This is a genomic window from Thermostichus sp. MS-CIW-36, assembly GCF_054059035.1.
The window spans coordinates 119,715-142,231 of sequence record NZ_JBSSBR010000001.1; the positions used below are offsets into that span (position 1 = coordinate 119,715).

The 22,517-nt window shown below is 59.1% G+C and carries 21 protein-coding genes; 8 read left to right on the forward strand and 13 right to left on the reverse strand.

The genetic code is table 11. The annotated features are described in order from the left end of the window. Positions 1–546: 546 nt before the first annotated feature. The 3 genes from ACVWVQ_RS00565 to ACVWVQ_RS00575 form a co-directional block, all read right to left on the reverse strand. Positions 547–2,706 carry a CHASE2 domain-containing protein gene (locus ACVWVQ_RS00565; protein WP_457506334.1) on the reverse strand — a complete coding sequence of 720 codons (2,160 nt, stop codon included), beginning with the start codon at positions 2,704–2,706 and terminating at the stop codon, positions 547–549. Between the two features lie 175 nt (positions 2,707–2,881). Beyond that, positions 2,882–5,020 (reverse strand): polyribonucleotide nucleotidyltransferase, encoded by a 2,139-nt coding sequence (locus ACVWVQ_RS00570; protein WP_414349690.1) that lies wholly within the window; start codon positions 5,018–5,020, stop codon positions 2,882–2,884. 59 nt (positions 5,021–5,079) lie between these two features. Next, complete coding sequence (locus ACVWVQ_RS00575; protein ID WP_414357275.1) at positions 5,080–5,361, reverse strand: MoaD/ThiS family protein; 282 nt, start codon at positions 5,359–5,361, stop codon at positions 5,080–5,082. Between the two features lie 251 nt (positions 5,362–5,612). Between ACVWVQ_RS00575 and ACVWVQ_RS00580 the strand changes: the two genes are divergently transcribed. Both ACVWVQ_RS00580 and ACVWVQ_RS00585 read left to right on the forward strand, forming a co-directional pair. Beyond that, complete coding sequence (locus tag ACVWVQ_RS00580; protein WP_457506336.1) at positions 5,613–6,530, forward strand: arylamine N-acetyltransferase family protein; 918 nt, start codon at positions 5,613–5,615, stop codon at positions 6,528–6,530. A 71-nt stretch (positions 6,531–6,601) separates the two neighbouring features. Further along, positions 6,602–8,242 (forward strand): 2-isopropylmalate synthase, encoded by a 1,641-nt coding sequence (locus ACVWVQ_RS00585; protein WP_457387587.1) that lies wholly within the window; start codon positions 6,602–6,604, stop codon positions 8,240–8,242. Between the two features lie 130 nt (positions 8,243–8,372). Here the strand turns inward: ACVWVQ_RS00585 and ACVWVQ_RS00590 are convergent, their stop codons facing one another. From ACVWVQ_RS00590 to ACVWVQ_RS00605, 4 genes are all read right to left on the reverse strand, one after another. After that, the gene (locus ACVWVQ_RS00590) at positions 8,373–9,401 is read right to left on the reverse strand and encodes an ABC transporter ATP-binding protein (RefSeq protein WP_457506338.1); all 1,029 of its coding nucleotides are present in this window, start codon (positions 9,399–9,401) and stop codon (positions 8,373–8,375) included. 132 nt (positions 9,402–9,533) lie between these two features. Then, positions 9,534–9,737: a phycobilisome linker polypeptide gene (locus tag ACVWVQ_RS00595; RefSeq protein WP_011433055.1), complete on the reverse strand. Its 204-nt coding sequence runs from the start codon at positions 9,735–9,737 to the stop codon at positions 9,534–9,536. 166 nt (positions 9,738–9,903) lie between these two features. Further along, positions 9,904–10,389, reverse strand: coding sequence for an allophycocyanin subunit beta (apcB, locus tag ACVWVQ_RS00600; RefSeq protein WP_011433054.1), 486 nt, complete (start codon positions 10,387–10,389; stop codon positions 9,904–9,906). 63 nt (positions 10,390–10,452) lie between these two features. Beyond that, entirely contained in the window at positions 10,453–10,938 is a 486-nt protein-coding gene (locus tag ACVWVQ_RS00605) for a globin family protein (protein ID WP_011433053.1), read from the reverse strand. Between the two features lie 342 nt (positions 10,939–11,280). Here ACVWVQ_RS00605 and hslO point away from each other — a divergent pair, with 342 nt between their 5' ends. Beyond that, a complete protein-coding gene (gene hslO / locus ACVWVQ_RS00610) occupies positions 11,281–12,171 on the forward strand; it encodes an Hsp33 family molecular chaperone HslO (protein WP_457506476.1) in 891 nt (296 codons plus the stop codon). Between the two features lie 52 nt (positions 12,172–12,223). Further along, the gene (locus ACVWVQ_RS00615; protein ID WP_457506340.1) at positions 12,224–13,234 is read left to right on the forward strand and encodes a glycosyltransferase family 2 protein; all 1,011 of its coding nucleotides are present in this window, start codon (positions 12,224–12,226) and stop codon (positions 13,232–13,234) included. A 16-nt stretch (positions 13,235–13,250) separates the two neighbouring features. Here ACVWVQ_RS00615 and ACVWVQ_RS00620 read toward each other — a convergent pair whose 3' ends face one another. Beyond that, entirely contained in the window at positions 13,251–14,474 is a 1,224-nt protein-coding gene (locus ACVWVQ_RS00620) for a YcjF family protein (RefSeq protein ID WP_457506342.1), read from the reverse strand. 287 nt (positions 14,475–14,761) lie between these two features. On the opposite strand from ACVWVQ_RS00620, the gene dpsA reads away from it, so the two are divergent. The 4 genes from dpsA to ACVWVQ_RS00640 all read left to right on the forward strand — a co-directional run bounded on the left by dpsA (position 14,762) and on the right by ACVWVQ_RS00640 (position 17,463). Next, positions 14,762–15,313: a DNA starvation/stress protection protein DpsA gene (gene dpsA / locus ACVWVQ_RS00625; protein ID WP_414343201.1), complete on the forward strand. Its 552-nt coding sequence runs from the start codon at positions 14,762–14,764 to the stop codon at positions 15,311–15,313. Positions 15,314–15,437: 124 nt separating this feature from the next. Continuing rightward, positions 15,438–15,716: an Asr1405/Asl0597 family protein gene (locus ACVWVQ_RS00630; RefSeq protein ID WP_457506344.1), complete on the forward strand. Its 279-nt coding sequence runs from the start codon at positions 15,438–15,440 to the stop codon at positions 15,714–15,716. Beyond that, complete coding sequence (locus ACVWVQ_RS00635) at positions 15,700–16,320, forward strand: (2Fe-2S) ferredoxin domain-containing protein (protein ID WP_414408127.1); 621 nt, start codon at positions 15,700–15,702, stop codon at positions 16,318–16,320. Before ACVWVQ_RS00630 ends, ACVWVQ_RS00635 begins: the two co-directional genes overlap by 17 nt. A 135-nt stretch (positions 16,321–16,455) precedes the next feature. Then, entirely contained in the window at positions 16,456–17,463 is a 1,008-nt protein-coding gene (locus tag ACVWVQ_RS00640; protein WP_457506477.1) for a Gfo/Idh/MocA family protein, read from the forward strand. A 19-nt stretch (positions 17,464–17,482) separates the two neighbouring features. Here the strand turns inward: ACVWVQ_RS00640 and ACVWVQ_RS00645 are convergent, their stop codons facing one another. The 5 genes from ACVWVQ_RS00645 to ACVWVQ_RS00665 form a co-directional block, all read right to left on the reverse strand. Beyond that, on the reverse strand, positions 17,483–18,733 hold the full coding sequence (locus ACVWVQ_RS00645) for an LL-diaminopimelate aminotransferase (RefSeq protein WP_457506479.1): 1,251 nt from the start codon (positions 18,731–18,733) through the stop codon (positions 17,483–17,485). A 33-nt stretch (positions 18,734–18,766) separates the two neighbouring features. Next, on the reverse strand, positions 18,767–19,042 hold the full coding sequence (locus ACVWVQ_RS00650) for a hypothetical protein (RefSeq protein ID WP_414358425.1): 276 nt from the start codon (positions 19,040–19,042) through the stop codon (positions 18,767–18,769). Positions 19,043–19,208: 166 nt separating this feature from the next. Then, positions 19,209–21,095, reverse strand: coding sequence for an AAA family ATPase (locus tag ACVWVQ_RS00655; protein WP_457506346.1), 1,887 nt, complete (start codon positions 21,093–21,095; stop codon positions 19,209–19,211). A 122-nt stretch (positions 21,096–21,217) separates the two neighbouring features. Continuing rightward, positions 21,218–21,907 carry a hydrogenase nickel incorporation protein HypB gene (gene hypB / locus ACVWVQ_RS00660; RefSeq protein WP_457490425.1) on the reverse strand — a complete coding sequence of 230 codons (690 nt, stop codon included), beginning with the start codon at positions 21,905–21,907 and terminating at the stop codon, positions 21,218–21,220. A gap of 35 nt (positions 21,908–21,942) precedes the next feature. Then, positions 21,943–22,512 (reverse strand): phycobiliprotein lyase, encoded by a 570-nt coding sequence (locus ACVWVQ_RS00665; protein WP_457502483.1) that lies wholly within the window; start codon positions 22,510–22,512, stop codon positions 21,943–21,945. Positions 22,513–22,517 lie beyond the last annotated feature (5 nt).

Here is a 22,517-nt window from a genome sequence, read left to right on the forward strand (position 1 = left end):
CTAATCGCCGATTGACTGTTCGCGATAGTGGGACGGAGTCCTCACTTTGCTGCACAATTCTCTACAACCTGATGTGCAAACGCTAGGCAGTTGTGCGAGTGTGCAGGGAGCGGGTGGTTAGGTTTATGTTTCTAGACCCCAGCTACCGTTTGAAATGTACCCCAAGCTCTGGGGGAAGTGACATACTCCCATCACTGACCCTACGGGTACAGTGTGGGCTTCTCGCTTCATTGGGGAGCCTACGCAAGAACCCTCTGCGAGCAGACACGGGATGTCCCACCGCGTAGCTGCACCAGATTCCGGCAAAAGCCGTTTTGTGCAACTACTCTCACCATACACCATGTGGGGGTATCTGTATCCCGACACTGACGCTACGGGTACAGTGCGGGGCTTAGCTAACCCCACACCCCGACAAGCTAACGCCTGTGGAGACTCCTCTGGCGGGGTGGTAGGTCTAAAACCTACCGCTAGTCAAGGGTTGCTGAAGCAGGAAGAAAGCAACAGCGCTGAGCAAAAATCTGTTCTGTTCAGTGCTGTGTAGGTCTTTCAGAGCGGCATCTCCCAGTGCAGCTCGACATGGGTATGGCCTTCTGGGGTGCGGGTGCGATGCCAGGATCCCTTGGGTAGATAGCGGGCGATGGTGTTCATGGCCTTGCTGCCGTAGCCGCCGCTGAGGCCGGGAGCGTACTCGATGCCGTCATTGACCACAGAAAGGCAGCAGTGGCGATTCGTTTGGGCCAGCGACACTCTGACAAAGGAAGCATTGCCTTTGGGGGGTTGCACGTGGGCGATGACATTGCCGATGGCCTCTCGCAAGAAGCGCAAGATGTCTTCTCGCTGATCAAACCACTCGCCGGTGTTGGGCTCCTGCAGAGGTTGCAGTTGGCGCTCCACAGACAGCGTCAGGCTGCCCGCTTGGATCAGCTCGTCCAGATAGATCTCGATGCCGCGATGCAACCCCTCTCGCAAGCTGGGGGAGATGCGCAGCTTGGCGGCTAGGGTGCGCACATCGTTGAGCTGATTCCGGATCCCGCGTCCGATCCTCTCCAGTTGTTCGAGCAGGTGATCGTAGACGGCGGGGTCGGGCGACCTGCCTTGCTGCTGCTGCCATTGCAAGCTCTCCAAGTCGTCCATCACCACCTTCAACTCCTGCAGTTCCCGATCGTGAATGTCGGTGGCTACCCGGTAAAGCAACTTGCGGGCTTGGTCGATAGCTGCCTCCTGTTCGGCCCGACGCAGACGCTCCAATTCCTGCTGTTGGGCCAAGAGCCGCTCCTGATTCTCCACAATGATCAAAGTGAGCAGCAGGCTTACCCCCGTTAGCCCACTGGCCAAGGCTGGCAAGACGAGAGGCCAAACCCAACGCCACAGCAGAAACTGGGCCACAGCCCACCCTTCGTAAACGGCAAGCCCTACCATGGGTCGCAGGAGAAACTGCTGTTGCTTCCAGCCCCAATGGCTCAAAAGTGCTCCGCACCGCTGACGCGAACGTAGGGGGGGACGATAAAGCACCAAAAGCAGTCCCGTTCCCACTCCCAGCAGCAAAACCACCGCAGCCGCCACCCCCTCTGGCACAGATTGGTAGACCTCTCCGGTGAGCAGGCTGGAGAGGATTTGCGCCTGCAACTCCACCGCCGCAATCTGGGATCCATCCGCAGTCCGCACCGGGAAGGTCTCTGGATAGCCGCCCACAAAGCCCACCAGGACAATTTTGTCCCGCAGTTGGTCGGCAACTTCGGGGTCAAGGGGAGGGATCCCTTCTTGGCCGCGGCAGGCTTGGCTGGGGTTGATCATCGGGGCAACAGACCCGGATCCTGCCTGGAGAACAGCTGGAGGGCAAACCCGTTCGATGGGGATGATGGGGATCCCGTGCTGGGATCCGAGGGGGTTGAATTGGATCGGCTGCAAACCCCGTTCTCGAAACCAGCGGCTGGCCCGCTCCGGGTCGTATTTGGCAAAAGCCAGAGCCTCGACCGAGGCGAACATCTGCTCCTCTTGGCTGTCGCGGCGCAGGTAGAGCCCCCGCAACTGGGCCTGGCGCAGGATCCCGGCACTGTCTACCCGATGTTGCACCACCCCCTGCACATGTTCTGGCGGCACCAAGTACTCCAGCCGCAGAGAAGAGAAGGGCAGAAAATGGTTGTAGATGTTAATCTCGGAGCGGCCAAAGCTCTCGCTGCTGCGGGTGGCCAGGACCAAGCGATCTGGGTAGCGCTGTACCACCTGACGTAGAGGGGCATCTAAGTTCTCGTTGCCCAGGTTTTGCGGCACCACAAAGCTGCTGGGCAGGTTCAGCACCACCACCCTGGCCTTGGCTTCTTCCAATAGACGCAAGGTCAGGCCGGCGTAGTTGGCCCGTTCCAGAAGAAAGTCAACCTTTTGGCCAAGGTGCTCCGCACCACTGATGCGTTCACGAAAGTGTTGCAGAGCGACATCATTGCTTTCCCCCTGGCTGCTGATATGACCGTCAATGCCGACGATCACCACCTCTGGAGAAGGCTGCTGAGGGCCACGCCAAGCGTACAGCCACTCCTGGGCGTCGCTCTCCATCCGCACCAACAAAGGATGCTGAGCAGAAAGGTTAAGCAGAGCAGCCCAACCCAAGCCCCAAGCCAACGCCCAGCCCAGCCGCCGCCGGGAGGGGGACAGTCGAGCTGGAGAAGTATAGCCTTGGCCAACGAGAAAGGGAGGGACGGGATCCGGCATATTGCAAAGGGCTTTGCACCGCTGACGCGACCACACGAACGGCAGTGCAGACGCGAGCCAGCTAAAAAGCGCTCCGCACCGCTGTCGCGATGGAGTTTTCTCTGCCATTTTGGCCGCTGCCGGCGGCTGTCGAGGGGATCCCTGGCCCCCCCGTTGCTGGGGGAAAACCGCAGCCTCAGTGGTGATGGTTGCGCACCCGCGCTGCTTCCTCAGGGCTAATGCCGAGGCGAGTGAGGTTGATGCGGCCTTTGTGATCGATGCTGCGCACCTTGACCACCACCTCATCCTCCACAGCCACCTCATCTTCCACCCTGCCGACGCGGTACTCCGCCAGTTGCGAAATGTGGATCATGCCTTCTTTGCCGGGCAAAAACTCCACAAAAGCGCCGATGGGGATGATGCGGGTCACCTTGCCCAAATACACCTGCCCCTCTTCCACCCGCCGCACCAGATTTTCGATCATCTCCCGAGCGGCTTCGGCTTGCCCCCCCACCGAGGAAGACACGGTGATTGTGCCGTCGTCGCTGATGTCCACCTTGGCCCCTGTCGCTTCGGTGATGCCGCGCACGGTCTTGCCACCGGGGCCGATGATCTTGCCGATGTCCTCCGGATCCACCTTGAACGTGAGCAGACGGGGAGCCGTTTTGGCCAACTGGGGTCGAGGCGCAGCAATCGTCTCCAGCATCTTGTCGAGGATGAACTCGCGTCCGGCCTTGGCTTGCCGGATGGCCTGTTCCACCACGTCAACGGTGATGCCGGTGATTTTCATGTCCATTTGCAGAGCGGTGATCCCCGCCCGCGTACCGGCCACCTTGAAGTCCATGTCGCCCAGAAAGTCCTCGATCCCCTGGATGTCGGTGAGGATGCGCACCTCGTCCCCCTCCTTGATAAGACCCATGGCCACCCCGCTGACCGGCGCTTTGATCGGCACCCCGGCATCCATCAGAGAAAGGGTAGAGCCACAGACGGATCCCATCGAGGTGGAACCATTGGAGGAGAGCACTTCCGACACCACCCTCACCACGTAGGGAAACTCCTCTTCCTTGGGCAGCACCGGCACCAAGGCCCGCTCCGCCAGCGCCCCATGACCGATCTCCCGCCGTCCCGGCGAGCGTGAAGGCCGCGTTTCTCCCACCGAAAAGCCCGGAAAATTGTAGTGGTGCATGTAGCGCTTCTCATCCACCGGGTGCAAGTCGTCCAGCTCCTGGGCATCGCCGGGGGTGCCGAGGGTAGTGATGGAAAGGACTTGGGTGAGGCCGCGATTGAACAAGGCACTGCCGTGAACCCTTGGGATCAAACCCACCCGGCAAGAGACCGGTCGCACCTCGTCCAGCTTGCGTCCATCCACCCGCACCCCCTCTTGCAGGATCTGCTGGCGCATCAGCTTCTTGAGCAGAGCCTTGAACTGGTTGTCCAACTCTTTGGGGTTTTCCAGAAGATAGAGCCGCAAGGGATCCCCCTCTGGCCGTTCCTGGATTTGGGCCTCCAGCTTGGCCTTGAGCTCCTCCAGTTGCTGTTCCCGGCTGGTCTTGTCCAAAAACTGCCTGAGAATGGAGCGAATGCCCTCCTGAGCCTGCTCTTCTACAAAGGCAATCAGCTCCTCGTTTTTGGGGGGAGGGGGCAGCTCTACCGGGGTGATGTTGAGATCCGCCAGGACTTGCTGTTGGGCTTTGAGCAGCTCCTGGATGGCCTCAAAACCAAACTCGATGGCCTCCACCACATCCTTTTCCGGCAGTTGGTTGGCCCCGGCTTCCACCATGATCACGCCATCGGCACAGCCGGCCACCACCAGATCCAGATCGCCCGCCTCAATTTCGGCATAGGTGGGGTTGAGGATAAATTCATCCTTGACCAAGCCCACCCGCACCGCCGCCACCGGGCCGTTGAAGGGGATGCGAGCGCCGTGAATGGCTAACGAGGCTCCCAAAATACACAACACATCGGGCGGCACCGTATCATCTACAGAGAGGGTGGTGGCCACCACCTGCACATCGTCCCGCAGCCATTCCGGGAACAACGGACGAATGGGTCGGTCTATTAAGCGAGAGATCAAAGTGGCCCGTTCCGGTGGCCGACCTTCCCGCCGCAAATATCCCCCCGGGATCCGCCCCGCTGCGTAGAGGCGCTCTTCGTAATCGACCAACAAGGGCATAAAATCAACGCCAGGCCGGCCTGGCTGCCGTGTGGCGGTAACCAGAATCGAGGTTTCGCCCGAAGTCAGCCAAACCCCGCACCCCGCCTGGGGGGCCATCAGCCCAATATTGATGTCAATTTCCCGCCCATAAAAGGAAATCGACCGAGTGTATTCTGCCATGTAACGCTTCGCCTTCTTTTTTTCTTGCCGCTATCGTAGCATTCTCCTTTTGCTCCTTTTCAGCCCCCGCTGACCGGAGGGATCAGAACGACTTCGTCTCCCGCCGATAGGGGAGTGTCGGCAGCTACAAAATTGAGGTTGAGACCGAAGCGCGTTTGGGAGCGCCAAGGAGCCAAGCTGGGGTAGCGCTGGATCAGTTGATCGCACAGCTGCCCGACGGTGGTACCGGGGCTCACCTGCAGGCGCATCTCGGTTTGTCCGATTACTTCTTGATAGACGGCAAAGAGCTTCAGCGTGATGGGAAAAAGCTCATCGGAGGGCAAATTTTGGGCAGCAGCCATCGGTAGCGCTCCCACCTGCTTTGGACGGTCTTGTAAACCATCTTGGGCAAGCTTGGGCCTGGCCGTCCACCAGAATCCTCTGCCCATATCCTGGCCATCAGGGATCCCTACAGCCACAGAAAAATCGGCTCCGGGGAAAAGATGCCGTCTTTCGGATTCCAGTGAACTGTTCTTCTGGCTCTGGCCGGGGATCCGGGGCAAGGCTAGGGTAGGCCAAAAGCTTGCTTGGCAGCCAACCGGTTTCTGTGCTGATGCTAGAGCCACTGACCCCCTCCCAAATCAGGGCCTACTTGGATCGGATTGGCTACGTTGGCCCCACCCAGCCCACCCTGCAAACCCTCCGCCAGATCCACCTAGCCCACCTGCTGCGGGTGCCGTTTGAAAATCTGGACATTCATCGGGGTCGTGCCATTCGCCTGGAGCGGGATTTCTTGTTCCAAAAAATCGTCCGAGAGCGGCGGGGCGGCTTTTGCTTTGAGCTGAACAGCCTGCTGGCCGCTGCCTTGCAGGGAATGGGGTTTTCGGTACACCTGCTCTCAGGACAGGTGAGCCGGTCGGAGTCCGATGTCCGCTTTGGGCCTGAGTGCGACCACTTGGCTGTGCAGGTGAACATTGGCGATACAGCCTGGCTGGCAGATGTGGGGTATGGGGAGGCCTTTCGCGAACCGCTGCGGCTGGGGGATCCTGGGGTTCAGGCCCAGGCTGAAGGACGCTACCGCCTCACCCCTTGGCCAGGGGATCCCACCGCTCGTCGGTATTGGCTCGTTCAGCAGGAACAGCCGGATCGCACCTGGAAAACTCTATTTCTTCTGGATCGGATCCCACGCTCCCTGCAGGAGTTCGAGCCCATGTGCCACTTTCACCAAACTTCGCCAGAATCGATGTTTACCCGGCTGCGCCTTTGCACCCTGGCCACTCCGACCGGACGGGTCACCCTCACCGCCCGCGCCAATGGCTCTTTTAAGTGGATCGAGACCACTCCAGAAGGCCGCCGGGAACGCCCTCTCAGGGATGAGAAAGAGTATGAACAACTGATCGCCTGCGCCTTCGGGATCCACCTTTCTCCATCTCCTTCTGCCGCCGCTGGGGATCCCAGGGGAAAGGTTGCAAGACCCAAGCCCAATGACGTCTCAACAGAGCCCACCCAAATCTTCCCCAAACAAGGCTAGAACCCCTGCCAGTTAATGTCCCAGTTAATGTCAGAATAATGAGGTAGTGTTTCGTTATCCCAGTAACCGTTATGGATGCTGCCGCGGTCGCCGGGTTTGATGGCCAAGCTTTGGATCACGTACTCATTTTCGACACCACCCTGCGAGACGGGGAGCAGTGCCCCGGCGCCACCCTCAACACCGAAGAAAAGCTGGCCATTGCCCGGCAGTTGGCCCGGCTGGGCGTCGATATCATCGAAGCGGGATTTGCCTATGCCAGCCCTGGTGACTTCGAGGCCGTGCAGAAGGTGGCCGAGCAGGTGGGAACGCCCGATGGCCCTGTGATTTGCAGCCTGGCCCGTGCCCTAAAGCCGGACATTGAGGCAGCCGCTGCAGCCCTAAAGCCTGCTGCCAAGCCCCGCATCCACACCTTCATCTCCACCTCAGACATTCACTTGAAGTATCAGTTGCGCAAAACCCGCGCCGAAGTGCTGCAAATTGCCGAGGAGATGGTGGCCTACGCCAAGTCCTTCGTGGACGATGTGGAGTTCTCCATGATGGACGCCACCCGCTCCGATCCCGAGTTCCTATACCAGGTGATTGAGGCGGCCATTCGGGCGGGGGCCAAAACCATCAACATCCCCGATACCGTCGGCTACGTCATGCCGGAGGAGTTCGGCCAACTGATCAAGGGCATCCGCGAGAACGTGCCCAACATCAAGCAAGCGATCCTTTCTGTGCACGGCCACGACGATCTGGGGGTTTCGGTGGCCAACTTCTTGGAAGCGATTAAGCAGGGCGCCCGTCAGGTGGAAGTGACGGTCAACGGCATTGGTGAGCGGGCCGGCAACACAGCCCTGGAAGAGTTGGTGATGGCCCTGCATGTGCGGCGCAGCTACTTCAACCCCTACTTCGGCCTGCCGGTGGACTCCGAGAAGCCCCTCACCCACATCAAAACTCAGGAGATCTATCGCACCTCCCGCCTGGTCTCCAACCTCACTGGCATGTTGGTGCAGCCCAACAAGGCTATCGTCGGCTCCAACGCCTTTGCCCACGAATCTGGCATCCACCAGGACGGCATGTTGAAGAACCGCCAGACCTATGAGATCATGGATGCCCAGACCATCGGCCTGCAATCGAGCACCTTGGTGTTGGGCAAGCACTCGGGCCGCAACGCCTTTCGCACCCGCCTCAAAGAACTGGGGTTCGAGCTGTCGGAGCAGGATCTGAACAAGGCCTTCTTGCGCTTCAAAGAGCTGGCTGACAAGAAAAAAGAAATCTCCGACCTGGATCTGGAAGCGATTGTTAACGACGAAACTCGCCCGGTGCCCGAACTCTACCGCCTGGAGCATGTCCAAGTGGTGTGTGGCAATCGAGAGGCTCCCACTGCCACGGTGCGCCTGGTAACCCCGGAAGGGGAAGAGCGGGTGGACGCTGCCGTGGGCACAGGCCCGGTGGATGCGGTGTACAAGGCCATCAACCGCATTGTCAATATCCCCAACAAGTTAATCGAGTTTTCTGTCCAATCGGTTACTGCCGGCATCGACGCCATTGGGGAAGTCACCATCCGCCTGCGCCACGAAGACCGCATCTTTTCCGGCCATGCCGCCAACACCGACATCATTGTCGCTTCTGCCCAAGCCTATATGAATGCCCTCAACAAGCTCTACTCTGCGCTGCACGCGGCACGCTCGACGGCTGACCAGCGCGAGGCTGCTGCCCAGAAGATCTGAGGGAAGGGTTAGGGAATCCCAGTCGTTTCCAACAAAGCTGGGATCCTTCGCTGCTGACCCTCACCCCCAGCCCCTCTCCTCTTGGGGAAGAAGGGAGCCCACGCTCAACCTAACCCTGTTGCAAATGACCCTATGGGCTGGCCGAAGGGAGCCCATCCGCAAACACCCGCCCGATCACTTCCTCGATGGGCGGGTCGGTTACCGTTAGATCCAGCACATCCAGCTCCGCCAACAGCTTGGCCACCGTTTGGGTGAGCTGCTCCCGCTGCACCCACAGCCGCGCCTCACAGCTGCCCGGATCCCCGTCCGTGCGCACCTCTCCATAGAGCTGCAGTTGAGCCACAGGGCAAGGGCGGGCCAATTCCAACTTCACCTCTCGGTAGGGGGCAAAGCGCTCCAGCAATGCCTCGAGGTCGCCATCGTACATGAGCTGCCCCGCGTTGATGACCAGCACCCGTTGGCACAGCGCAGTAATATCGGCCATGTAATGGCTGGTCAACAGCACCGTTGCTCCATAGCGGCGGTTGTAATCCCGCAGAAATTGCCGCACGCCGGCCTGGGCGTTGACATCCAACCCCAAGGTGGGCTCGTCCAAAAACAAGATCTGCGGGCGGTGCAACAGAGCCGCCAACAGCTCCGCCTTCATCCGCTCCCCCAAGGAAAGCTTGCGCACTGGTTGCTTCAGCTTGCTTTCTAGGTCGAGCAGCTCCGCCAGCTCCCCCACCCGCTCCCGAAACTCCTTCTCAGGGATCTCGTAAACGGCAGCGTTGATGCGCAAAGAGTCCATTGCCGGCAGATCCCAAATGAGCTGCTGCTTCTGCCCCATCACCAGGGTGATCTGCCGCAAAAACGCCGGCTCCCGGCGGTAAGGCACATGACCCACCACTTGCACCGTGCCGCCGGACGGATAGATCAAACCAGTCAACATCTTGAGGGTCGTGGTCTTGCCCGCCCCGTTGGGCCCCAAAAATCCCACCATCTCCCCCGGCTGAACTTGAAAGCTCACGGACTGCACTGCCGGGATGTGGCGATAGGTGCGGCGAAAAAAGTGGCGCAGGGTGCCAACCACTCCGGGATCCTTGACGGCCACCGGGTAAACCTTGCTCAGGTTGTGGGCGGCAATGATTGGCTCCAACCGGGTCGGAACATCAGTTGACATCTGTCCTTACCCCCACGAAATAGCCAGACCCGCTACCCCAACCCCAAGGGCAAATCTTCTGGAGCTGGGCATACCGGATCTGGAGAGGGCTATTCTCAGTATCTGAGGGAAAGGAACGACTGGATAGGGGAACTACAACAGTCCTACGTCCATCCCAGGCTTACCCGTGGCCAGCTCCACCTTCAGGATGCGGCCACCCGATTTCTGGATGCGCTGCTGTTCCCGAAACCAGTTCTCATAGGGCACCAGCTTGGTGAAGTAGGTATTTTGCAGCTCCCGCTGGGTGCGAATTCGGGTTTGGCTGGGCACACAGGCCGTGATCTTGAACATGCGCATGATATGGGATCCCCGCTCAACAACAAAATGGGCTATCTTGACCAGCAAAACAGGCGACTCACCCCAGAAAGCTCGCGTACTTCAGCTAGCACACCAGATCCCTGTGGCAAATCGCCCGCCGTGCTCGTTGAAGAATGCACCTCCCCTGAGGCAATGACGCCGGGAGTTAGCTCAGGCCAGAGCAGATGTAATCGAAGTACACCCCCATTTCCTTGCCGGCCTCAGCACCCACCAGAGCGGCAGTTACCTCTTTCATGGCTTGGATGGCCTGGATGGTTGCCCCAATGGGCACTCCCAGGGAATTGTAGGTCTCCTTGAGCCCGTTCAGCACCCGCTCGTCCAGAATGGAGGGATCCCCGGCCAGCATGGCGTAGGTGGCGTAGCGCAGGTAGTAGTCCATGTCGCGGATGCAGGCAGCATAGCGACGGGTGGTGTACATGTTGCCGCCAGGACGGGTGAGATCAGAGTACAGCAACGCCTTGGCAGCAGCATCCTTGACGATGGTGGAAGCATTGGCAGCAATGGTGGCAGCCGCCCGCACCCGCAGCTCGCCCGTGGCGAAGAAGGCTTTCAACTTCTCCATAGCCGAGCTGTCCAGATACTTGCCTTGGACATCGTAGCTGTTGATCACAGCGGTAATCGCGTCTTGCATGATGAGCTTCCTAAATCCAAATCGACGAACAGCAAAGGGTTGTGCGGCAAGAACAATGAGGGATTAGCTCATTGCCCCCACCACAAAGTCGAAGTAGTAGCCGGCTTCAGCCGCATCGTCAGGAGAGAGCAGACCCATGGCCACCTGCTTCATTTGACGAATGCTCTCGGCCACCGCCGGAATGGGTGTGCCCAAAGAGTTGTACATCTCGCGAACACCCACCAGGCCGATCTCTTCAATCGGGGTGACATCGCCGGCAATGATGCCGTAAGTGATCAGGCGCAGGTAGTAGTCCATATCCCGCAGGCAAGTCGCCGTCATCTCTTCCCCGTAGGCATTGCCCCCCGGAGAGACAATGTCAGGGCGCTTCTGGAAGAGCTGGTCGGCAGCTTGTTTGACGATGCGCTCACGAGACTCGGTCAAGACTTGAGCAATGCGCAACCGCTTCTCACCCGAGGTGACAAAGGACTTGATCCGATCCAGTTCCCCCGGGCTGAGGTAGCGGGCCTCCGCGTCCGCGTTCACAATCGATTTCGTAACAACACTCATGGATATCCATCCTCAAGTCGATTTTTTAAAGAGTATGACGAGCATACCCGCAAGTTATTTTCCGATATGCTTGCCGTCTGCCATCTCAGATCTTCACACTTCTTAAAATTTCTCCCAGAAAAGGGACAGTCCCATTCCCGCCCCGACAGGGCAGTTCCCTCCCCAAAGTCCGGCAAGAGAGGGGCTACAATCTCACTTAGACTCACTTAGAATGAAGGCTGAGTCGCCAGGGGATCCCTGCAGGCTTGGTTTAAGACATGCGTTGAGGTTGCGATGACGGATGCCTCTGGGTCAGAACGATTGAAGCGAGCGAAAGGTATTTCTGAGGGTACGCCCTCATCTCTGCCGGATCACCTCATCCGGGCCACGGCGGCAGAAGGCAAAATTCGGGTGGTGGGCTTGGTGTCTACCCAGGCGGTACAAGAGGCACGGGAACGGCACAAGCTGTCCTATGTCGCGACGGTGGCTCTGGGGCGGGCCATGAGTGCAGCCCTGTTGCTAGCGGCCAACCTGAAGCGGCGCCAGGCGCGGATTAACCTGCAACTGAAAGGGAATGGCCCCTTGGGCAACATCTGGGTGGATGCCGGCTCGGATGGCACGGTACGCGGGTATGTGAGCAACCCCGCCATTGAGCTTCCTCTCACTGCCGAGAGCAAGTTGGATGTGGGCCAAGCCGTTGGGCGCTATGGCTACCTCCATGTGCTGCGGGATCTGGGGTATGGCCAGCCTTACACCAGCGCGGTGGAGCTGGTTTCGGGAGAGGTGGGAGACGATATCACCTACTACCTCTCCTCCTCAGAGCAGATTCCCTCGGCAGTCCTTCTGGGAGTAAATCTCGACTCACAGCGGGTACGCGCCGCCGGCGGAGTGTTGTTGCAGCTGATGCCAGGGGCGCCGGCCAGTCTGATCCCAGAGATGGAAGCCCGTTTGGCCAAAGTGGAAGAATTTAGCCCGATGTTGGCTGGTGGCGGCGGCTTGCGGGAGCTGTTGCAAATCTGCCTGGGCGACTTGGATCTGAAAATTGCGCCGGAAATGCGCACCATCCGCTTCTACTGCAAGTGCAATTCCGACCGAGTGAAGGGGGCCCTGCGCATGCTGGGGCGGGACGAGTTGCTCGATATGATCCACACCGACAAGGGGGCAGAAGCGGTTTGCCAATTCTGCAACGAGGTCTACCGCATCTCGGAAGACGAGCTGCGCTCGATTGTGGCGGAGATGTCGGCCACCCCCTGATGGCACAATGATGGCCAACTACGGGATCCTCATTGTTTTCTGACACCTCTCGATGTTGTCTGAGCCCCCGGTTGAGTTGGTTGAATTATCGGTTGTTGTCCCCTGCAAAAATGAGGCGGATAACCTGGAACACCTGTTTGAGCGTCTGCGGCAGACCTTGGATCCTTTAGGGATTCCCTACGAGATCATTTGTGTCAACGATGGCAGCCAAGACGACACACTGGAAAAGCTGATCGCCTTTCACCATCAGGATCCCCGCATCAAAGTGGTGAACCTTTCCCGGTGTTTTGGCAAGGAGATCGCCCTCACCGCCGGCCTCGATCACGCCTCTGGCAACGCTGTCGTTCCCATCGATGCCGACCTGCAAGATCCGCCAGAGCTGATCCCGGAGATGCTGCAGCAGTGGCGGCAAGGCTATCAGGTGGTTTATGCAGTGCGTCGCAGCCGCCAAGGGGAAAGCTGGCTGAAACGCTTGACTGCCAACGGGTTTTATTGGGTGATCGATCAACTCAGCCAGGTGCGGATCCCGCGCAATACAGGAGATTTTCGGCTGCTGGATCGGCAGGTGGTAGAGGCGATTAAGCAACTGCGGGAGCGCACCCGCTTTATGAAAGGGATCTTTGCCTGGGTGGGCTATCGTCAGGTGGCCATCTTTTACGATCGGGCTCCCCGTTTTCGCGGCAAAACCCAGTGGAACTATTGGCGGCTCTGGAACCTGGCCTTGGAAGGGATCACCTCCTTCAGCTCCTGGCCCTTGCGGGTGTGGAGCTATTTGGGTCTGGGGATTTCCGTGCTGGCTTTGCTCTACGGTCTTTTTCTGATCATCCGTACCTTGCTGTTTGGATCCGATGTGCCCGGCTATGCTTCTTTGGCGGTGATGACTTTGTTCCTGGGCGGGATCCAATTGATCAGCCTGGGCGTGATTGGGGAATACTTAGGCCGCATTTTTGAAGAGGTGAAGGGACGACCTCTTTATTTAGTGCAGGGAACTTTTGGGTTCAAGACCTCGGCAGCCCATCCCGTTTGCAACCCAGGCGCGATGCACGTCCAAAAGTCTGGGTAAATAAGTTAGGGAGAAATTACGCCCAGTCCTCACTTTTGAGGGTGCGGCGTTTGGAATTCATATATTCTCGATACTCTCGCACAAAGATGTCTTGAATCTCCGACTGAGATAGCTGAATCCCTTTGATTTTGGCGCGGGCGATGGCTTTCATGAGCTCAATGTAGGCCAAGCCAAGGGAAAGGGTTAGGGTGGCTGCTGTGGTGGATTGGATAATGCCGCCTGCAATGGGTCCCGCGCCGGGAAGCAACTTCAGCAAGTTCGAGACAATAGACCGTCCGGTTAGTGTTGCTGCCCCAGTGCCCGCCAAAGCCGCCATCAAGGAGTAGTAAAATTCAGGGGAAGCCTTGTAACCAAAAATAAAGCTGATATTGGCAATCATGCCGATTTGAGCAGCCACCAATAGAGGTGCATCGGCAAAGGGAAGGGGAGCTGCCCCGATAAACGCTGCACTGGCCACATACCCCGACACATACTTAAAAGCGGCATCGGCTTTCAAATCGACCCGCAGCAATTGCTGTTGAATAAAGGCAAGACGGGCAATCTCCGGCAGCAGCTCCACAGTGCAGCCAATCAGCTCCTCCAGTCCATGAGAAGGAATGGTGATTTGCCGGTTGATGACTTTGTCGCGAGCCAAGACAGGAACGATGTATTTGACGGGCAGGTTTTGGCCCTGCAGGTACCTATAAAACTCACTTTCTTCAGGGTCAGAGTATTCCAGGCACTGAGTTAAAACCAGGATGACCGGCACACTTTTCAGATCCAACTCCTTCAGCCATTCTCGCTCGGTTTCCTCTAGGCGCTTCAGCTCATGATGAATGCAGTACCAGATCACGTGAATGTGATGCTCGGGTTCCTGAAAACGCAGCTCTTCAATAAGCTTGGCCACCTCTAGGCAGATCTCGGTATTTGCCAATTCCATCCCCGGTGTGTCGTAAATGGTGATCGGGCAGTCTTGCTTGGAGTATTTGCGAATATGACGGGTAACAGGCTCGCCGACACCGGTTTTGGCCAGCTCATCTTTGAAAACAGCATTGACCAGGGTACTTTTGCCTACCCCCGTTTTGCCAATCACCATGACGTTGCAGCGGCCCAACTCTGCCTGCGCTTCTGGGAAGCTCTCCTTCTGAGACAGCCACTTCCACAGAGATTCAAAAACTTCTGGGCTGCTTCGGGCACGGTCAACAATTTGGCGGGTTAGGTCAGTCAGTTTCTCTAAGAAGGATGGGCTTTTCTGAGACATGCTTCTTGCTTCTTCCCCTAAGGCCGATAGCCCCACAAAGGTAGTTCAGGGCGGATCCTACTGCCAAGTTTCTTCCGATACCGGAGACTGACCTAGCCAAGGGCCAATCTGTCTGCGCCCTGATCCCACTCCAAAGGGATCCGCAACAACGGGCTTATTGAGAGTTATTCACAAGAGCCATTTTCTGCACTATGCTAGATTTGGAGGCAAATACCCAGGGATCCCAGGCCCGCTATGGCGGGCGCTCTAGGATTCACAGCTCCTTTTAACTTGTGCTGGAGAGTTTTATGTCCGAAACTTCAACCCTGCGCCAGTCTTTCAACAGCGTGCGCGACAATCCTGTCTTGCTTGGCACTGAGATAACCCAGCCGGTTTGCGAGGGGATGAACGCCCTGCTGGCCAGCTTCCAGGGGCTGTACTTGCAGTACCAGAAGCATCACTTCGTGGTAGAAGGCACTGAGTTCTATCCGCTGCACCAACTCTTCAAAGATCACTACGAGCAGGCGAGGGAGCATGTCCACGACCTGGGAGAACGCCTAGAAGGGCTGGGAGGTGTGCCGGTAGCCAGCTTTGCCACCTTGGCCCAGCTTTGCTGCTTTACCCCTGAGCCGGATGGAGCTTTTGGGGCGCGGCAAATGTTGATGAACGACCTGGCGGCAGAGCAGGCCATCATCGATCTGCTGCGGCGGCAGGCAGCCCAGGCGGAGAGCCTTGGGGATCGGGCCACCCGCTACCTCTACGAGCAGATCCTGTTGAAAACAGAGGATCGCGCTTTCCATCTCCATCACTTCCTGGCCAACGATAGCCTGGTGTTCGGCTTGATGAACGGCAGAGCCTAGCCAGAAGGTCCACAGGTGGGCTTGAGCCTGCCTGGTTTCCGACCTCTGGCTTTTTTTTGAAAAGCTATTGAGAATCTGTTTCATTTCTCTACCATTCTTTACCTCTGAGGTGCTGATCCCGGCCATGAACCCCGCCTTTCTGGACTCTGAGCGCGGCTATCTCTTGAACATTCCTCTGGGCGAGCGCTGGCGCGTTGGTCGGCGGCTAATGGAATTGGGGATCCCGGCAGTTTGTACGGGAGATGGCCGTCTGCGGGTGGAGGCGAGTACTCCGTTGGCCGTTCTACAGGTGCGCAGCGTGATCCGTCAGCACACAGCGCGACGACAGGAGCTATTGGATGGCCTAGAGGCTTGTTGGCAGCTCAACACGGAGGCTGGGGGTCAAGATGAGCAAGTTTCCTAAGCAAGGGATCCCGTTTGAGTCGGAGGGCCGGTTTTTGGGATTTCTTCCCGATAAAGACGGCAAGCTCAAGTACCTGCGTTGGCAAGCCGGAGCGGACGTTTTTTCCGGCAAGATCCCCAAGCCCCTGCGTTCTGCCCTTTACCGCACCCTCAAACCTGGCGATGCGGTGCAGATCTCGGGGGAGCGAGAAGTGGATCTGCACAAAGGGCGAGAAAAATGGGTGCTTTACCGGGTGGTTCCCCTCGGAGAGAAGGCGGAGGGTATGTCTTTGACGACAGCTCCAGCTTCCGGGGGTGAGACGGAGCCGGTTGTCCCAAAGGTCAAAGGTAAGGTGCTGGTCTGCCAGAAATCCGACTGTTATCGGCGGGGGGCCGGAGCGGTGATGCAAGCCTTGAACTCCCATTTGGCCGCCTACTCCGGTTCGATTTGCGTGCAGGGGGTGGGCTGCATGAAAGATTGTAAACGGGGCCCCCATGTGGTGTTTATGCCCGACAAAGCCCGTTATAGCGGCGTTTCCCCCCAAGGGATCCCGGCTTTGTTGGAGCGGCATTTTCCGCTTTCCTCGCCGCAACCCCAAGAGGTTGAAGCAGCAGCTTCTTCCTAACGCCCATGGGATCCCCACCGGCGAACAGCTCTGTGAGGTAGGCACAAAATCAAAGGGTGCAGCAGGAGTTTTCCGGCAAACCTAGGCGGAGCGAGATCCGGATTGCCGGGTGGTACAAAGGATCCCTGCTGTGTGATGCTGAAGACAGGGCTAGGCGAGGGGAGGGAACAGACCTTGCGGGTGGGGATCATCGGCACTGGCTATGCCGCTCGCTCACGGGCTGAGGCAGTGAGCAAGGATGGCCGAGCGCAGGTTGTGGCGATTGCCGGTCGACATCCAGAGCGGGCAAGCTCCTTTGCGGCTGAATTTGGGGCGGTGGCCTGTCCAGATTGGCCTGCTCTGCTCCAGGATCACCGGCTGGATCTGGTCTTTGTCAGCACCATCAATCGGGATCATGCCGCCATTGCCCGTGCTGCTCTGGAGGCAGGGATCCACACCGTCGTGGAATATCCCCTCGCCCTCAGCGCTGCCGAAGCGCGTTCCTTGGTGCAATTGGCAGCCGAGCGGCAAGTGCTGCTGCACGTCGAACACATCGAGCTAATTAGCGGCGTTCACCGGTTGCTGAAACAAGAGCTGGAAGGGTTGGGCAAGCTGTTTGCCGTTCGCTACATCACTCTCACCGCCACCCACCCCGCCCCCGATCGCTGGACCTATCGGCCTGAGTTGTTTGGCTTCCCCCTCATGGGGGCCGTTTCTCGCATCCACCGCTTGGTGGACTTGTTGGGCAGGGTAGAACGGGTGAGCTGCCAACTGCGCTACGACGGGCCGGATCTGCCCCACCGCTACAGCAGTTGCTACTGCACAGCCCAGCTGAGTTTTGCCAGTGGGTTGCTGGCGGTGTTGACCTATGGCAAGGGGGATTCCCTGTGGTGCTCGCAGCGGCTACTGGAGTTCCACGGTCAACGGGGGGGCCTATTGATCAACGGCGAAGAGGCAACGTTGCTGCGGCCCGGCAGCGCCCACCCTCTAGAGACGGGATCCCGCCACGGCCTGTTCGAGCAAGACACCCGCATGGTGCTGGATCACCTGCGCCACGGCAGACCCCTCTATATCCATACTGAAAACATGCTCCACGCCCTGGCGGTGGCCGAGGCAGCCGAGCGATCTGCCCAAACCCAGCAGGTGGTTTGCGTTCAGGATTGATCCCAGAGTCAAGACCCAATTAACCAACGGCTCCAGCCCCCGCAAACACGCTGCCGATGCGGCGCATCGCCTCTTCCACGTTGGCGCGGCTGTTGAAAGCTGACAGGCGCAGATAGCCCTCTCCGGCGCTGCCGAAGCCAGAGCCGGGGGTACCCACCACATGGCAGGTGTGCAACAGCTTGTCGAAAAACTCCCAACTGCTCAGCCCAGCGGGTGTTTTCACCCAGACGTAGGGGGCATTCACGCCGCCATAGACTTGGATCCCCACCTCGGCCAATTGCTCGCGAATGATGCGGGCATTTTCCAGGTAAAACTGCACCAGACCTCGCACCTGCGCCTGCCCCGCTTCGGAATAAACTGCCTCTGCCCCTCGTTGCACAATGTAGGACACCCCGTTGAACTTGGTGGATTGGCGGCGATACCACAAGCTCCACAGATCCACCCAGGATCCATCGGCAGCTTGCCCCCGCAAAGACTTGGGCACTACCGTAAAGGCGCAGCGGGTGCCGGTAAACCCAGCGATTTTGGAAAAGGAGCGGAACTCAATAGCGCATTCCCGCGCCCCCGGAATCTCGTAGATGGAGTGGGGGATCCCAGGCTCGGTGATGTAAGCTTCGTAGGCGGCGTCGAACAGGATCAAGGAGTTGTGGGCACGGGCATAGTCCACCCAGTTCTGCAGATGCTCCCGCGTGGCCACTGCACCTGTGGGGTTATTGGGGAAGCAGAGGTAGATCACATCCACCTTTTGGCTGGGCAGGCTGGCGGTGAAGTGATTTTCGGCGGTGATGGGCAGATAGACTAGGCCCTCATATTCGCCGCGTTCGTTGGCTGGCCCTGTATGGCCCGCCATCACGTTGGTGTCCACATAAACCGGATAGACGGGATCCGTGATGGCAATGGTGTTGTCGTGGCCGAGGATATCCAGGATGTTGCCGCAGTCGCACTTGGAGCCATCGGAGACGAAGATCTCGGAAGCATCGATATCGCAGTTGCGAGCTTGGAAGTCGTGCTGGGCAATGGCCTGGCGCAGCCACTCATAGCCTTGTTCTGGCCCATAGCCGCGGAAGGTGGCCCGTTCCCCCATCTCTTCCACCGCCCGGATCATGGCTGTCCGACAGGCTTCCGGCAGCGGCTCGGTGACATCGCCAATCCCCATTTTGATGATCTGAGCTTCGGGATGGGCGGCGGCAAAGGATTGTACCCGTCGGGCAATTTCAGGGAAAAGATAGCCGGCTTTGAGCTTAAGGAAATGGTCGTTGATCCTGGCCATGGAGATTTGCCGAAGAGGAGTTGACATTCCCCCCTAAAAGCAGGGGATTCTTTCAAGCGCTCCGCGCCGCCAGAGGCGAACAGCGCTATGGGCATGGAGCTCATTCTCTGAGGTGTTGGGGAACCAGCGCAGGAGGCCGGTGGGTTTGAGCCACAGACCTTTCTTGCGCACCACGCGCCAAAAGGCGACGAGGGCTCTGAAATACAATTCTCCAGAGGCCAAAGCCAACTGGTGCAACTGTGGGAAAGTCGCTGACTTCAGCTCCGGACGCAATACACTGACTTTCACCAGTGCCTCGAGAAAGATCATAGCGCTCTGTGCCACCAGAGGCGTTCGCGAAAGCATCGCGTAGCGATAAAGCAAAAGCCGCCCTACTGGCTTGCTAAGGCCTACGGCCCGCCAAGGCGAACCGCGTAGCGGTAAGTCGGGGCTTGTTCGTTTTAGCAGCGCGGAGCGCCGAACCCGGTTTTCCTGGTCAGCCGGCTTGGCGTTGCTGCTGCAGCTCGGCAAAGGCCCGACAGAAGTCTTCCTGTTGGATGACCAGGGTTTTGGCATCCACCGACTCTGAGGTGGCCCGGTGGCGACGAATGGCAGCGATGGCGGCGCGATTGCTGAGCAGGGCGAGGTCGGCACCACTCCAACCTTCGGTTTGCTCAGCCCACCCTTGCAAATCCACATCGGGCCCCAGGGGACGCTTGCGGTTGTGAACCGCCAAAATTTCCCGTCTCCCGTTGCGATCTGGCAGCTCCACGCTCAAGTGCAGCTCCAACCTGCCGGCCCGGGTGAGGGCGGGATCCAAACTGGCCTTGCGGTTGGTGGCGGCCACCACCAATACCCCTTGGCTGGGGCGGATCCCGTCCAGCTCTGCCAGCAGTTGCCCCAGAACGCGGTCGCTGACCCCACTATCCCCGGAGTAGCTGCCTCGCGCCGGGGCCAGGGTATCGATCTCGTCGATGAAAATCACGCAGGGGGCACACTGCCGAGCACGGGCAAACAGCTCCCGCACCGCCTGCTCGGAGGATCCCACCCATTTGCTGAGCAGCTCCGGGCCGGAGACGGCGATGAAGTTGGCCTTAGCCTGGGAAGCGATGGCTTTGGCCAACAGGGTTTTGCCGGTGCCGGGCGGCCCGCTCAGGAGGATCCCCTTGGGTGCTTGGGCCTGAGCCTGCTCGTACAACTCAGGGTGAAGCAGGGATCCCTCGATGGCCTCTTGCAAAATCTGCTTGGCGTGATCCAAACCGCCAATTTGATCCCAGCTCACCTGCGGGGATTCAATCTCCACCGAGCGCAGCACCGCCGGCTTCACCTGTTGCAGAGCCTGTTGAAAATCCGCTGCGGTTACCGTCAGGGACTCGGGGATGGGGGATCCCAAATCGGGCACCTGCCGCCGCAAAGCCGCATAGGCTGCTGCCTGGCACAGGCCCCGCAGATCTGCCCCCACAAAGCCCAGTGTCTGATCCGCCAGGCTGTCCAGATCCACATCCTCCGCCAAGGGCATGCCGCGGGTGTGGATGGCCAGGATCTCCCGCCGCCCCTCCCGGTCCGGCACCTTGAAGATCACCTCCCGATCAAAGCGCCCCGGTCGCCGCAGAGCCGGATCCAGAGCCTCGGGCCGGTTGGTGGCTGCCAGCACCACGATCCCCTTTTGGGCCACAAATCCATCCATCAGCCCCAGCATCTGGGCCACCAGGCGTTTTTCCACCTCCCCCTCGACAGTGGCGCGGTTGGGCACTAGGGCATCGATTTCGTCAATAAACACCAGACAGGGAGCCGATTTGGCTGCCTTTTCAAACAGTTGCCGCAGGCGCGCCTCCGCCTCGCCGTAGTACTTGCCGATCAGCTCCGGGCCGACAATGGCGATGTAGTTCACCCCCAGGCTCTCGGCCAGGGCGCGGGCCGTCAGGGTTTTGCCGGTGCCGGGGGGGCCTACCAACAACACGCCGCGGGGCGGATCCAACCCCAGCTTGGCCAGCAGATCGGGCCGCTTGAGGGGGATCTCCACCATCTCCCGCAGCGCTTGGAGCTGTTCCCTCAGTCCCCCCACATCCTTGAGGCGTGGCCCAGCCCAAGACTCTGGGCGGTCGGCAGAAGTTGCTGGCGGGTCGGGCACAGCGGCCTTGGACGGTTCCTGGAAGCGAACCGCAGACATCACTTGGGGCTCGCTGCTCCAGGGGGGATCCCCCGTTTGGGCAGGGCTGCGGCGGCGGGGGATGGAGCCGGAAGGGGGAATAGAACTGCCCAGAGGACGGGCCTGGATGCGGACTTCGGTTCGCAGCTCTCCACTTTGTTTTTTCTCATCCAGCTTCTGAGCCAGCTCGATCAACTGCTCAATGCCCTGTACAAAGTCGCTTAAATTGGCCATAGCCGGGATTTTCCATCCACACACGTTATCTGAAATTGACCCGCCAGAGGTGCTAACTCATCCCCTGCCTGGCCAGCTCAGGTGAGGAGAGTTCCACGGCCAGATGCCCAGTATGATACCCTTCACTGCGGCTGCTGTCGGCGTTGGGCCAGGAGAATCTGCTCTCGGATCCAGCCCAGCCAGGGCTCCAGCCCGACGCCCGTCTTGGCAGAAAGACAAAAAATCGGCACAGAAGGGTTGATCTCGCGGATGTTGGCCTGGATCCGCTCCAAATCCACCTCTAAGACAGGAACCAGATCCACCTTGGTGATCAGTAGACAATCCGCCTCTCGAAACATAATCGGGTACTTGAGAGGCTTGTCTTCCCCTTCTGTGACGCTGAGCAGGGCTACCTTGGCGTGTTCCCCCACCTCAAACTCCGCCGGGCAGACCAAGTTGCCGACATTTTCCACCAGCAGCAAATCCAGTTGCTGCGGATCCAGTAGCGCTTCCAATTGCCGCAAGCCCCCGGCCACCATGGCCGCATCCAAATGACAGGCCCGCCCTGTGTTGATGGCGATCACCGGGATCCCGTAGCGACGCAACCGCTCCGCGTCCAGTTGGGTCGTCATGTCTCCCTCGATCACCGCCAGGCGCAGCGAGCCGGCAAGAGCGACCACGGTTTTCTCCAGCAAAGACGTCTTACCCGCCCCCGGCGCGCTCATGAGGTTCAGACAGGTTACTCCCCAGGCATCAAAATGCTCCCGGTTGTGGTCGGCCTGGTGTTGATTGGCGTGGAGCAGGTTAATCCCCAGATCCAAGACTTGGTGCATAGCACAACCCGCGTTGCAGTTGAGGAGAAACAGCTCTAGCTGCGGAAAGGGCTGGATTCGGCCACCGTAGGGGTGGGAGAAGGGCCGGCGGAGAGTTTGCGCACCTCTGAGCAGAAAGAGGCCATGCTGAAGCCGCCGAACCGCTTGACAGTGCTGGCCCGCAGGCGCAAGTTGGGGCTGGCAAACCAAATGCGCTCTTCCGATTCGGTCATCTCATACTGGGTGTAGAGGGTGAGGGCACCATCGGATCCCATGACATAGGTACCGGCCACCGGTACTTTCTCAGCGTAGCCCTGATCCCGCAGCAACTGCCCGCGCATGGGATCGGTCTCATCGGGGATAGGTACCAGCACCACATCTCCCTTGTACTCTTCGTTATCCCACTCCTGCTCGCCATCCCACTGCACCCGCGCTGCTCCCACAGCTCGTCGGGGATCCACCTTGAACAACTCGCAAACCCGTATGACTGCCGGATCGGTTGCCGAAAGCGTTGCAATTTGGACTCTCGACCTCCCCCCCTCAGAGCGGCGAAAAGCCAAATGATGGCTGGTGCGCTGGCACATCCACTCCCCGGCACTGAGGGCAAAAAACTCCATTACGGTCATCATGG

Excerpts from the sequence above, each read along its gene's own strand:
- hypB (WP_457490425.1), bottom strand. The coding sequence starts at position 21,907 with ATGCACCAAGTCTTGGATCTGGGGATTAACCTGCTCCACGCCAATCAA.
- ACVWVQ_RS00575 (WP_414357275.1), bottom strand. The coding sequence starts at position 5,361 with ATGGCTGCTGCCCAAAATTTGCCCTCCGATGAGCTTTTTCCCATCACG.
- ACVWVQ_RS00590 (WP_457506338.1), bottom strand. The coding sequence starts at position 9,401 with ATGTCAACTGATGTTCCGACCCGGTTGGAGCCAATCATTGCCGCCCAC.
- ACVWVQ_RS00640 (WP_457506477.1), top strand. The coding sequence starts at position 16,456 with ATGCTGAAGACAGGGCTAGGCGAGGGGAGGGAACAGACCTTGCGGGTG.
- dpsA (WP_414343201.1), top strand. The coding sequence starts at position 14,762 with ATGTCCGAAACTTCAACCCTGCGCCAGTCTTTCAACAGCGTGCGCGAC.
- ACVWVQ_RS00655 (WP_457506346.1), bottom strand. The coding sequence starts at position 21,095 with ATGGCCAATTTAAGCGACTTTGTACAGGGCATTGAGCAGTTGATCGAG.
- ACVWVQ_RS00580 (WP_457506336.1), top strand. The coding sequence starts at position 5,613 with ATGCTAGAGCCACTGACCCCCTCCCAAATCAGGGCCTACTTGGATCGG.
- ACVWVQ_RS00665 (WP_457502483.1), bottom strand. The coding sequence starts at position 22,512 with ATGACCGTAATGGAGTTTTTTGCCCTCAGTGCCGGGGAGTGGATGTGC.
- ACVWVQ_RS00585 (WP_457387587.1), top strand. The coding sequence starts at position 6,602 with ATGGATGCTGCCGCGGTCGCCGGGTTTGATGGCCAAGCTTTGGATCAC.
- ACVWVQ_RS00630 (WP_457506344.1), top strand. The coding sequence starts at position 15,438 with ATGAACCCCGCCTTTCTGGACTCTGAGCGCGGCTATCTCTTGAACATT.
- ACVWVQ_RS00615 (WP_457506340.1), top strand. The coding sequence starts at position 12,224 with ATGTTGTCTGAGCCCCCGGTTGAGTTGGTTGAATTATCGGTTGTTGTC.
- ACVWVQ_RS00565 (WP_457506334.1), bottom strand. The coding sequence starts at position 2,706 with ATGCCGGATCCCGTCCCTCCCTTTCTCGTTGGCCAAGGCTATACTTCT.
- apcB (WP_011433054.1), bottom strand. The coding sequence starts at position 10,389 with ATGCAAGACGCGATTACCGCTGTGATCAACAGCTACGATGTCCAAGGC.
- ACVWVQ_RS00595 (WP_011433055.1), bottom strand. The coding sequence starts at position 9,737 with ATGCGCATGTTCAAGATCACGGCCTGTGTGCCCAGCCAAACCCGAATT.
- ACVWVQ_RS00635 (WP_414408127.1), top strand. The coding sequence starts at position 15,700 with ATGAGCAAGTTTCCTAAGCAAGGGATCCCGTTTGAGTCGGAGGGCCGG.
- ACVWVQ_RS00570 (WP_414349690.1), bottom strand. The coding sequence starts at position 5,020 with ATGGCAGAATACACTCGGTCGATTTCCTTTTATGGGCGGGAAATTGAC.
- ACVWVQ_RS00645 (WP_457506479.1), bottom strand. The coding sequence starts at position 18,733 with ATGGCCAGGATCAACGACCATTTCCTTAAGCTCAAAGCCGGCTATCTT.
- ACVWVQ_RS00620 (WP_457506342.1), bottom strand. The coding sequence starts at position 14,474 with ATGTCTCAGAAAAGCCCATCCTTCTTAGAGAAACTGACTGACCTAACC.
- ACVWVQ_RS00605 (WP_011433053.1), bottom strand. The coding sequence starts at position 10,938 with ATGAGTGTTGTTACGAAATCGATTGTGAACGCGGACGCGGAGGCCCGC.
- ACVWVQ_RS00650 (WP_414358425.1), bottom strand. The coding sequence starts at position 19,042 with ATGATCTTTCTCGAGGCACTGGTGAAAGTCAGTGTATTGCGTCCGGAG.